9 protein-coding genes are annotated in these 11,078 nt (G+C 58.6%); 1 reads left to right on the forward strand and 8 read right to left on the reverse strand.

The window, feature by feature from the left end; genetic code table 11:
- The 4 genes from ABI171_RS20100 to ABI171_RS20115 form a co-directional block, all read right to left on the reverse strand.
- On the reverse strand, positions 1-1,037 hold a 1,037-nt coding region (locus ABI171_RS20100), incomplete at its 3' end, for an ESPR-type extended signal peptide-containing protein (protein WP_348094338.1).
- Between the two features lie 696 nt (positions 1,038-1,733).
- A complete protein-coding gene (locus ABI171_RS20105; protein ID WP_348094339.1) occupies positions 1,734-2,507 on the reverse strand; it encodes a carbonic anhydrase family protein in 774 nt (257 codons plus the stop codon).
- A 130-nt stretch (positions 2,508-2,637) separates the two neighbouring features.
- Positions 2,638-3,348, reverse strand: a complete 711-nt coding sequence (locus ABI171_RS20110; RefSeq protein WP_348094340.1) for a TerC family protein — start codon at positions 3,346-3,348, stop codon at positions 2,638-2,640.
- A 350-nt stretch (positions 3,349-3,698) separates the two neighbouring features.
- Positions 3,699-5,825 carry a TolC family protein gene (locus tag ABI171_RS20115; RefSeq protein WP_348094341.1) on the reverse strand — a complete coding sequence of 709 codons (2,127 nt, stop codon included), beginning with the start codon at positions 5,823-5,825 and terminating at the stop codon, positions 3,699-3,701.
- Between the two features lie 154 nt (positions 5,826-5,979).
- Between ABI171_RS20115 and ABI171_RS20120 the strand changes: the two genes are divergently transcribed.
- On the forward strand, positions 5,980-6,102 hold the full coding sequence (locus ABI171_RS20120; RefSeq protein ID WP_348094342.1) for a hypothetical protein: 123 nt from the start codon (positions 5,980-5,982) through the stop codon (positions 6,100-6,102).
- Between the two features lie 61 nt (positions 6,103-6,163).
- On the opposite strand, the gene ABI171_RS20125 is transcribed toward ABI171_RS20120, so the two are convergent.
- The 4 genes from ABI171_RS20125 to ABI171_RS20140 all read right to left on the reverse strand — a co-directional run.
- Entirely contained in the window at positions 6,164-7,399 is a 1,236-nt protein-coding gene (locus ABI171_RS20125) for an HlyD family type I secretion periplasmic adaptor subunit (RefSeq protein ID WP_348094343.1), read from the reverse strand.
- 129 nt (positions 7,400-7,528) lie between these two features.
- Positions 7,529-9,664, reverse strand: a complete 2,136-nt coding sequence (locus ABI171_RS20130; protein WP_348094346.1) for a type I secretion system permease/ATPase — start codon at positions 9,662-9,664, stop codon at positions 7,529-7,531.
- A 415-nt stretch (positions 9,665-10,079) separates the two neighbouring features.
- A complete protein-coding gene (locus ABI171_RS20135; RefSeq protein WP_348094344.1) occupies positions 10,080-10,205 on the reverse strand; it encodes a hypothetical protein in 126 nt (41 codons plus the stop codon).
- Positions 10,206-10,325: 120 nt separating this feature from the next.
- Positions 10,326-11,078: OmpA family protein (locus ABI171_RS20140; RefSeq protein ID WP_348094345.1), on the reverse strand; the 753-nt coding region annotated here is incomplete at its 5' end.

The following is an 11,078-nucleotide window of genomic DNA, read 5'->3' on the forward strand; positions in this document are numbered from 1 at the left end:
CTATTCAAATTATTGGTCAGCGCAGTGATGTTGCTGGTGTTGTTGGTGATGTTGCTGGTATTGCTATTCACCGTAGTGCTCAGATTATTGATGGCTGTTGTATTGCCGCCCACCGTAGTGCTCAGAGTATTGATGTTAGATGTATTGGTCGCCACGTTTAGATTGGTGGTGGTCAGCTGGCCAAAGGTAGCGGCATCAGTGGCGACCGTACCGTCCGCCACGTTGACCACCTGGCGCTGGGTGCCGGCGGCAGTGCCGCCGACAGCGAAGGCATTGTTACGCGCCGTCGTCGAGGAGGTACCGACAGCTACTGAGTTCGTGACGTTGTTACCAATGGAAGCACTGTTGCCAAACGCGATAGAACCGGTTGCTCCTGTACCCACACTTGTGCTTAGGCCGACCGCTATTGAACCGGCGGAGCTTGCTGAGGAATTAGTACCGAGCACGATTGCTTGCGCCCCGGTTGCCTTACTGTTTACGCCCAATACCATGGCTTGGGCTCCGTTTGCAACGGCCTGGGTACCAATGGCGATGGCGTCGTTGCCGGTAGCGTTCGTTGCACCCTGGTTCGAACCACCGATCGCAATAGCGCCGATAGTGTTCGAATGCGCACTTTGCCCGATGGCCAAATCATTAAAGCTTCCGGTATTGCTGCTGCTGGTACCGCCAGCGAGAGACGAAGTGACCGTGCTAGTGGCCATAATCGAGAAATCGTTTGTCGAAAAATTATTTACGTTCATTGCCGAGGTTGCTGAAGAGGCTGAAGCTTGCGCAAGCAGTGCTGGCTTGGCAAGCGGATCCGCGACACAAGCATTTTCTTTCAGGATGTACCCGGCTTCGCATTGTGCGCCAATGCCCGAAGCGTCCAGATCGCTGGCAAATGCAACGCCGGATACTGCGCCCGCCATCAATGCTGCGGTGACAACATTGCGTGCAAGACGGTTACTCTTGCTCTTCTTGCGGCCTTTGGCCATTTCCGACACAGCAGTCCACGTTTTTGCGGCTGCATTCCAAACCACGCGATAAATCTTGTTCATAATAATCCGCTCCTGAAATGAAAAATGCAGCACTGCTGCGACAGGAGCTAATATATTTTTTTCAAGACGAATCGAACATGAGACAGTTCTTATTACGCATGGCTATTTGATGAGACAAATCCCAAAACACATCCAATTGCAAAAATTACATTTTTTTACAGGGCATTGCTGGAATAAACACCCACGGGGAGCGGCAGGGATTCATGATATCGGTCTGTTTAACAGGAGCAAACGCATCTTCATTTCGCACTGACAATCGCGCCTCGCCATTTTCTCGTTCACAGGAATAGCGCAATGGACGAGCCCTTCATGAAACAAGCACATCCCGCTTTGACGGCAACAATTGCCCTCAACGGCTGATCTCACTAAGATGCCGTTGCGAAATGAAATTAGGGCATAGAAACTTTATGCATGTTTGCACATGCTTCAGACATGGCGACCTTCGCTGCTTCCGCGCGGATCCCGATCAGAAAATATCGTAACTATGCAGTCCCTATGAGCGGTTGCCACCGTCATCCCCGCAAACGCGCGCACCAAGGCGGAGAATCCAGGTTACGCACGACAAGCTAGGCGCCCCCATGGATTCCCACGTTCGCGGGAATGACCCGGTCTGGAATGACCCGGTCTGGGATGACCTGGTTGGGAATGACGGAGTGCGCTGTTCATCGGCACCTTTTAGCTGCTGAATAGTTACACTTACTCTTCGTATTTCAACACCGACCGGCCATCCAATGGCTGCGGATCACGGGCATTATGGGCGTACAGTTTTTTGAATGCATCGATATCGTCAGCCGATAGTTCAACCGGCTGTGCCAGCACATACCATTCAACATTTTCGGTCAACGGCGGCGTGGTCAGAGATCCCAGGTAATGATAGTACGGTTGCGTATCAGCCGGCAGCAATGGCGCCGCGTCGAATTTTTCCAACGCCACGGTCTGGTCGCGTATTGCGCCGCGGACGATGGCGTCAAACTGGAAATTTTCGGCGCCCTCCTGATACAACACGGCAACCACGGCCAAGCGTCCATCCTGCGCCTTGAAGACGAAATGCCCCTCGAGCGGATAGCGCTTGCCATCGATGGTGTGCTCAGCCGGGGCATGGAAATGCGCTTGCGCCAGCGTGAAATGACGGCCTCGAATAGTCGCACTGCTGCTTTGCGGCACGATCTGCACGGTATGGCCGTTATCGATCACATTGGCGCCTCCGGTAGCGATATGCAATGTGATCGCGTCGTTTTCATCCGGCGTACGCTCGGCGGCGATCAACTCTTTGGTGTGAATATCGATCGGTGACTGCGAAGCGCCTGACTCGAGACGCCATTCTTTCTGATGGGCATAATCAAAGCCGTGGGCATGTGCGGCAGCCGCCGGTTCTCCGGCATAGGCCGCAACGGGAACGGCGGCCGAAAGCGCCGTGCACAGCAGGGTTGCAAGAACGGTCAGATTGCGTGTGGATGGTGTGTTTTTCATGATTGACGGTGTAAGGGCACCTCTACAACGCCGTCATTCCCGCAAACGCGGGAATGACGTAAGGCGGGTTATGCGAGGCCCCCGTAGGTTAATAAACAGGATGAAACATCTGCAGACGGATTGTCAGTCGCTATTCGCAACTACGGCGCCTGGAGACAGTCCAGCCGCCGCCCAGCACCAGGGCCAGGCCCGCGGCGGTCGCGGCATAGCGCAGCCACGCGCGGTTTTCCCACAACGCGGCCCCCAGCGGATCGGCGGTGATCATGTACATCGCTGTGTAGACCAGGATCGCGGCGCCGGCGTAGATGGTGGCGGGAAAACGTTCGATCAGCTTGAGGGCAAGCGTCGAGCCCCAGACCATGATCGGCATGGAAATCAGCAGGCCGAAAATCACCAGCGCCATGCTGCCCTTGGCGGCGCCGGCTACACCCAGCACATTGTCGATACCCATCACGGCGTCGGCGATGACGATGGTCTTCAGCGCTGCCGCCATGGTGATCGCGCCTGCGCCATGAGACCCGTCGTTATCGGAGTCGGTCAGCAGCTTATAGGCGATCCATAACAAGGCGATGCCGCCAATCATCTGCAGGCCGGGTATCTTGAGCAGCCAGACGACCGCGACTGTCATCAGTATGCGGGTGACGATGGCGCCCAGGGTACCCCACAGGATCGCCTTGCGGCGCAGATGGACGGGCAAGGTGCGTGCCGCCATGGCGATCACAACGGCGTTGTCGCCGGCCAGCACCAGGTCAATGACGACGATGGCCAGCAAGGCCGCGAGGAATGCGCCTGCATTGCCGCCAGCCATGCCGAGCAGTGAAAATACATCGGGGAATTCCATATAATCTCCAACAAGGGTTAAGGTCTGTCGACCATTAAAGAATGTGCTTGCATCCGCTGCCGGGATAAATGGGAAGCGGCCTGAAAAAATGGTGCATCCGATTACAAGACCCAGAGTCATTTCCGACCGGGTCATTCCCGAGAACGCGGGCATTCAATTTGTGCGCCAAGATGGATCCCCGCGTTCGCGGGGATGACGGCGTTGTTTTCGAGGTCACTTTAAAGGGAACCTCAAATAACCCCACCGAGTCATTTCCGACCGAGTCATTCCCGCGAATGCGGGAATCCAATTTGCGCTCTAAGAAGGATCCCCGCATTCGCGAGGATGACGGCGTTTTTTTCGAGGCCACCTTAACGTGCGACGGCAACCTCGCCTGGCGGCTTCATCCAGTTGACCAGTGCGCCGGCATTGTTGTACTCGCGGAAGATCGCCGAGTAGCCGTCGAAACGACTGGTGATCTCGTTGACCCGGTTGCCGTAGTGGTCGCTTTCGGCGCTCAGCACGTCGAGCAAAGTGCGCTTGCCGAGGTGGTACCACTGCTCAAAGAAGGCCTTCCGCACGCGGTCAGTTTCTGCAGTCAGGTCCTTGTACAGGTCGGCCCGGCTGAGGAAAGTGTTCGCATCCTGGCCGGCGGCGCGCACCGCGAATTCGAGGTCGAGTTGCTGCTGCGCCTTCTTTTCGCTGCTGGACATGGCCCGCTCGTAAGCGGCTTTTTCGGCCGCCTTGGTCGAACCGCCGCGGAAAGCGCCCCAGTTGAACGACAGATAGGTTTGCCATGGCTGCTCGCGATTGAGTGCGTCGCGCGCGGTGGTCTTGTTAATGACCCAGTTCAGTTGCGGCTTGGAACCGGCGCGGATGGCGTCGACATTCAGCTTGGCGGCCTGGGTTTCGGCCTCGGCCTGCTGCAGGCTCGGATGCATCGGCACTTCTGCCAGCACCAGATCCAGGTTCGGTACCTGCAACTGCCAGTCGCGGTCGAGCGACTCTGCAATCGGCTCATCGCCTACCAGCTTGCGCAAGTTCAACGTATAGTCGCGGACTTTGGCCGCAGTGGCGTCACGTGTCGATTCCGCCTGCAGCAGCTTGGCTTTCGATTGCGTCAGCTCGCTGGCGCGGCCGCGGTCAACGTCGACAATCTGGCGTAGCATGCTAACCAGGCCGCCCATGCGGTCTACATAGCGCTGGCTGATTTCGGTGATCAGGCGGTTCTTCACCAGTTCAACCACGTTGGCGCTGACATCGTAGGCATTCTTGGTCAGCTCCGCTTCATACGCTTGTTGCGTAGCAATGGCCAGCTGCTCGCGGCTGCCGATCACCTTGCCGAGCCGGCCCCAGTCGAATACGTTGGTGGTCACGCCGACAACCACTGCCGTACTGTTGGGAGTGCCTTCAGAATTACCGCCGAAATGGGCGGCCGAGCTCTGGGTTCCGACATCCAGTTGAGGCCAGCGCTGGCCCTTCGATTCGTCAACGTCGGCGCGTGCCGCATCCCAGTCCGCGTGCTTTTGCCTGACTTGCGGGCTGCGTTCCGCTGCCGCACGTACTGCGCGATACAGGATTAGCTTGAGATCGGCTTCGGAAATCGGACTGCCGAAATTACCCATGTCCGAACCGTCGTTAAGCCAGCGGCTAAACAGCTCTGCGCCAGTCCCGACTGCCGCGGCTTGTCCGCTGCTCAAAGAGCTGGCGTCGTAGCTGGATGCGGTTGTGGTATCGGCGTTCTTTTTCAGGCGCAGATCCAGCACCGGTCCGGTTTTTGGCTGGGCGTCGGCGGCTGTGGCAGTCGCTTGCGCTGCGCTCATGGCGCTGGCAGCGGTTGGCGCCACCGACTGTGCCGGCATCGCCTTGGTTCCAGCCATGGCTGAAATTTGAGCTTGCTGCGCTTCTGCATCTGCCTTGGTTTTTGCCTCCGCTTGTATTTTCCGCATAGCCAAAGCTTGCGCCTGCTGCGCTTCCGTATCGGCCTTGGCTTTCACGTCCGCCTGTGCTTTCGCCAGAGCCAAAACCTGGGCTTGCTGTGCTTCCGCATCGGCTTTGGCTTTGGCCTTGGCCTCGGCTTGTGTTTTCGCCATGGCCAGAGCCTGGACTTGCTGCGCGTCTGCTTCCGCCTTGGCTTTTGCTTCTGCCTGCACTTTCGCCAACGCTAACGCCTGGGCTCGCTGTGCCTCTGCTTCTACCTTGGCTTTTGCTTCTGCCTGTATTTTGGCCTGAGCCAAGGCTTGCGCTTGTTGCCTTTCCACATCGGCTTTGGCTTTGGCCTCGGCTTGTGTTTTCGCCATGGCCACAGCCTGGACTTGTTGCGCGTCTGCTTCCGCCTTGGCTCTTGCTTCCGTCTGTGCTTTCGCCAACGCTAAAGCTTGGGCTTGCTGTGTCTCCGCTTCCACCTTGGCTTTTGCTTCTGCCTGTATTTTGGCCTGAGCCAAGGCTTGCGCTTGTTGCCTTTCCACGTCTGCCTTGGCTTTTGCTTCCGCTTGCATCTTGGCTTGAGCCTGAGCCTGAGCTTGAGCTTGAGCTTGAGCTTGAGCTTGGGCTTGAGCTTGAGCTTGAGCTTGGGCCTGAGCATCGGCTTGCGCCTGTGCATTCCTTGCCTGATTCAGCAGTTCGTCCGCCGGCGTCATATCGCCGCGCAGCATGGCATCCATGAGCGGACCGCGCTGGTTTGCCTGTGCATGCGCAGGCGTGACGCTTGATACCGCACACAGGAAAAGCATCGAGCAGATGGCGCTCACCAACGGCAACCTGGCCGGCTGGTAATCGTTGTGCAGCCTCGCGCATGGCGGACGTTGCCGCAACGGTGAAATGATTGGCTTATCCATTATCGTTCCCGGAACGCTTCGCGTGCCTTGAATACCGGCTTGAGCAGGTATTGCAGGATGGTTTTCTTGCCGGTGCGGATTTCCACTGTCGCCGTCATGCCCGGAATGATGGGCAGGCGCTTGCCGCCGGCTTCCAGCGCATTGCTGTCGGTCAGCACCGTGACCCGGTAATAGTTCGGATCGCGGCCTGCGGCAGCCTTCTCGTCATCCTTCAAGGTGTCGGCGCTGACCAGCTCTACCTTGCCTTTGAGGCCACCGTAGACGCCGAAGTCGTAGGCGGAAATCTTCACCGTCGCCGGCAGTCCGGGACGCAGGAAGGCGACGTCGGACGGTTTGATCTTGCCCTCCACCAGGAGCTGGTCTTCCAGCGGCACGATTTCCATGATTTTCTCGCCCGGCTGGATGACGCCGCCGACCGTATTGAAGCGCACGTTCTTCACCGTGCCGTACACAGGCGCAAGCACCGTGGTGCGCGCCAGGACGTCGGCGCGGCCCACCAGGTTCTCGCGCACCTGGGTAGTTTCCAGTTCGATCTTGGTCAACTCGGAATTGGCGTCGGCCTGGAAGCGGTTGCGCTGCTGCACGATCTGCATCTGCAAATCGTTGGCCTGGCGCCGCATGCGCAGGATTTCCACCTGCGACATCAGGCCGCGGTCGGCCAGCGGCTGGGCCAGGTTGATTTCCTTTTGCGCCAGATCGTAGCTACCCTTGATCGATGTAATGCTTTCCTGCAGCGAGCGGCGGCGCGCCTGGTAGGTGCGCGTCTCCAGGTCGACTTCGCTCGGCACCTTCTTGACGTCGTCAGAGAACACCAGCGGCAACTCATACGCCTCGGCGCGCAAACGATCAATGGTGGCCTGCAGGCCGACATACTTGGAAAACGCTTCCTTGTAGGCGGACTTGGCGCGCGTCTCATCGATCTTGAGCAGGACCTGCCCTTTCTTGACGATATCGCCTTCGCGCACATCCATTTCCTCCAGGATGCCGCCTTCCAGGCTCTGGATCACCTGTTCGCGGCTCTTGGAGACGATCTTCGCCTCGCCCTGGGTGATTTCCTCTACCGTGGCGAAATTGGCCCATACCAGGCCTGCCACCGCCACTGTGCCGATCAGGTACAGGACGGCCTTCGAACCCGGCGTGGTCTGCGTCAGCAAAGACTCTTTCAGATCCGTCATAAACGCGCTGTCGCCGGCGCGCTGTGCGCCCTGGCTGCGTTTCCATTTGAATAATTTCATGACTGTGCTCTCATAGTGCGCAAGATAGCGTTCCATCCTGCACCGAAAATTGCCATATGGCAACTTGCGTGATTCGTGGGTAGCCCGCAAGGCGGCACCCTGTGCCGGCCATGCCGAACCGTGATCGTTTTATGCAGCGACTGCCTGCGGCGTCGCGCTGTTGGAATTGCCTGCCAGCCTGGCCATGATTTCCGCCTTGGCCCCATCGGCGACGATCTTGCCGTCGTCGACCACGATGATGCGGCTGACCAGCGTCAGCAAGGACGGCCGGTGCGTCACCAGCACCATGGTCTGGCCCGCGGTGGCATGCATCAGATGCTGCATGAACTGCTGCTCGGTCTGCGTATCCATGGCGCTGGTGGGCTCGTCCATCAGCACCAGCTGCGGCTTGGCGAGCAGGCAGCGGGCCAGCGACACCAGTTGCTTCTGGCCACCCGACAAACCATCGCCGCCTTCACCGATCTCCAGGTTGATGCCCAGCGGATGTTTGGCCGCCACATGGTCCAGGCCGGTCAGACGCAGCACATGCAGAAAATCGTCCACCGAGGCTTCCGGCCGGCCAATCATGATGTTCTGGCGCAGGGTGCCGAAAAACAGGCGTGCATCCTGGCTGACATAACCGGCGCTCTTGCGCCAGTCGGCCGGGTCAATCTGCAGCACATCGATGCCATCACTCAGCATCTGGCCGCCAGTCGGCAGGTACAAACGCGCCATAACGCGCAGCAAGGTTGACTTGCCGCTGCCGATGCGCCCGAGGATGGCAATCCGTTCACCCGGTTGCACCGTCATATTGATCGTCTTCAGCACAGCTGGATTCGGCTTCATCGGCGGCGCCGGATAAGAAAAATCAACGTCTTTCAGGGTCATCTGGCCGGACAAGGTCGGTTTGGCCAGGTAATCCTGCTTCGGATCGCGGTCGATCGGCATCTCCATCAGTTTGTTGAGCGAGCCCATGGCCGCCTTGGCTTGCTGAAAGCGCACCGCCAGTCCAGCCACTTGCCCTAACGGTCCGGTCACGCGGCCAGCCAGCATCACAGAGGCGATCAAGGCGCCCTGGGTGATCGTGCCGTCGCCGATCAGATACACCCCGACCACCACCAGCACCACGGTTTGCAGTTGCTGCAGGTAAGTCACCGCGCCCATGGCCTTGCTCGACAATTGTTTGGTCTTCATTGAGGTGGAGGAAGACATGGCGCTGAAGGTTTCCCAGCGGCGCTGCATATAACCCTCGCCGCCGACTGCTTTCAGGGTCTCCAGGCCTTCCACCGATTCGATCAGCACACCTTGCTTGAGCGAAGCTTCGCGCAAGTTTTCTTTCATGGCGCGCGCCAGCGGCCATTGCAGGGCGATGCTGATCCCTACAATGGCCGGAATCAGTAACAGAGGGATCCAGCCCAGCGGGCCGCCGACGGCGAAAATGACGCCGACGAACAGCAACACAAACGGCAGGTCTGAAATGGCCGCCAGGGTAGCCGAGGTAGCAAAGTCGCGCACTGATTCGAATTCGCGCAGCTGGTTGGCGAACGAGCCTGAAGATGCCGGCTTGTGTTCCATGCGGATCGACATGGCCTGGCGAAACAGTATGGTGCCCATGATCAGGTCAGCCTTCTTGCCGGCGACATCGAGCAGATAGGCGCGCACATAACGAGAAACCGCTTCGAACGACATGGCGACGCCGACGCCGATGGCAAGCGACCACAAGGTCACATAGGCCTGGTTCGGCACCACGCGGTCATATACGTTCATGGTAAAGAAGATACTGGCCAGCGACAGCACGTTGATCAGCAACGCGCCCAGTGCGGCAGTGTAGTAATAGCGGCGATAGCGCCACAGCGTGGAAAACAGCCAGTGTCCGGCTGCCAGCGGCGTTTCTTCACCGGCGCGGGTATCGACCTTGGCGCGCGGCTTGACCAGGATGGCATAACCGGCATACCACTCGTTGACTTCGGTAAAGGGAATATCCACCGGTTCGTTGCCGACTTCGGGCATGACCACCTGGCAATGCCATTTGCCTTCGTCATCCTTGCGCGAGCCCAGTAGCAGGCTGGCTCCCTGGTCCTTGCGCACAAGGATCATCGGCATCAGGTTGGAGGGCAACGCTTCCAGCCGGCGTTCAATCAACCCCGCAGACAAACCGGCATTCGCCATCACGGTCAGCGCCAGCGAGGGCGACAGCACGCCGCCCTTGGGCAGGCCGGCGGTCAGCGCCTGGTCGCTGCGGCCGGCGCCATATTGCTCGCACATCCACATCACGCTCAGCAGCATGGTGTCAGCAATCTCGGTATGCGGCACAGGCTTAGACACAGCCTCCTGCGTTACATCGTTAACAATATCCAGTTTCATAGCACGCTCATCAAAAAAAACGGGAAATACCGCGGTTTGATGCCGCGCTGTCCCTGTCCGCGCCAAAGCGCTAAAAATAGGGCTTCAGTATGCGGAAAGCGAGAACACATGCACATGGGACCAATCCTATTCGACGCGCATGAAAAGCAAGACTAGTCTCAATTAATTGCATAAGATAAAGCCCCGTACGCACAGGCGAACGGGGCTTTCATGGCTGGCGAACCAACGGCTGCAACAACCACGCCTAATGGTTTTCCAGACTGGTGGTGACGCCTTGCTGCTCCAGCAGTTCTGCGGCCAGACCGGAATACCGATGAATACTTCTTCCTGGAATACATTAATAGTAGCTGCCGTGCAAGACGCGCATCTTGTCCGAGGCTCCTTGCCAATTGCTGCTCAAGTCGATGGCTTGCTTGACACCGCTCGGCTCCACCATCAACCGCTTCACTGCATTCTTTGCCACATGGATTTTCTAACAAAATGCCCCGGCTGCTAGCACAGCCGGGGCATTGTTTGCCGCTATCGACCTCGAAAAGAGCGATCAGCGGCAGTGCATGCTATAGCACAGCAGCTGCAAGTTTCCTTAGCCAGGATGGCGTCCTTCTACACGTACCACTACGCGGCGGTTAGGCTGGTTGCAGGCGATACGCGCTTGCATGGAACCCTTGCAGTCGTCTACCACCGGTTCGCGGTTGCCGACGCTTTCGGAAGTCACCAGATTGGCTGGCACGCCGTTCTCGACCAGCATACGGCGCACCGTGGCGGCACGGGCGGCCCCCAGCTTCAGCGCGGCAGCGGCGGAACCGATCTGGTCGGCATGGCCGATGACCTTGACGCTCTCGACTGTCGCTATCTGCCGTTGCAGGGTGCGCCCCAGCTGCGCCATCTCTTCACGCCCCTCGACCTTCATGTCGCGATGATCCGACTTGCCAAACGCAAACAACACGTCGCCATTCAAGGTGTAGTCTTTATAGGCCGGTGCAGCAGCGGCTGCGGCTGCCGGCGCCGGCTTGGCATCGCAAGCGAGGACGGCGGATGCGCGCGACAAGACATGCACCTGTTGCCGCAAGGACCCCAGTTCACGCTCCGCTTCTGCACGGGCGACGGCCAGCGGCGCACCGCTGCTGCCATCTTCACGCACCTTGAGGAAATACAGCGTGCCGCCCGCCAGCTCCGCCTGGAATTGATCGGTTGTCTTGCCCTTGTAGTAAGGCTCGTCCTTCATATAAGCCCCCAGGGTATGTTTGCCAGGCGCCACACAAAAACTGCTGTAGCCGCCGCGCAGCAGCGCTGTCTGAAACTCGCCGTCGACATACACATTGGCTGGATTGGCCGG

Origin of the sequence: Collimonas sp., assembly GCF_039923675.1 — a bacterium.
GTDB lineage: Bacteria > Pseudomonadota > Gammaproteobacteria > Burkholderiales > Burkholderiaceae_D > Collimonas.

What these genes read in the sequence shown, in the direction of transcription:
- ABI171_RS20105 (WP_348094339.1), bottom strand. Translation starts at nt 2,507, where the DNA reads ATGAAAAACACACCATCCACACGCAATCTGACCGTTCTTGCAACCCTG.
- ABI171_RS20110 (WP_348094340.1), bottom strand. Translation starts at nt 3,348, where the DNA reads ATGGAATTCCCCGATGTATTTTCACTGCTCGGCATGGCTGGCGGCAAT.
- ABI171_RS20115 (WP_348094341.1), bottom strand. Translation starts at nt 5,825, where the DNA reads ATGCAAGCGGAAGCAAAAGCCAAGGCAGACGTGGAAAGGCAACAAGCG.
- ABI171_RS20120 (WP_348094342.1), top strand. Translation starts at nt 5,980, where the DNA reads ATGGCATCCATGAGCGGACCGCGCTGGTTTGCCTGTGCATGCGCAGGC.
- ABI171_RS20125 (WP_348094343.1), bottom strand. Translation starts at nt 7,399, where the DNA reads ATGAAATTATTCAAATGGAAACGCAGCCAGGGCGCACAGCGCGCCGGC.
- ABI171_RS20130 (WP_348094346.1), bottom strand. Translation starts at nt 9,664, where the DNA reads ATGCTGCTGAGCGTGATGTGGATGTGCGAGCAATATGGCGCCGGCCGC.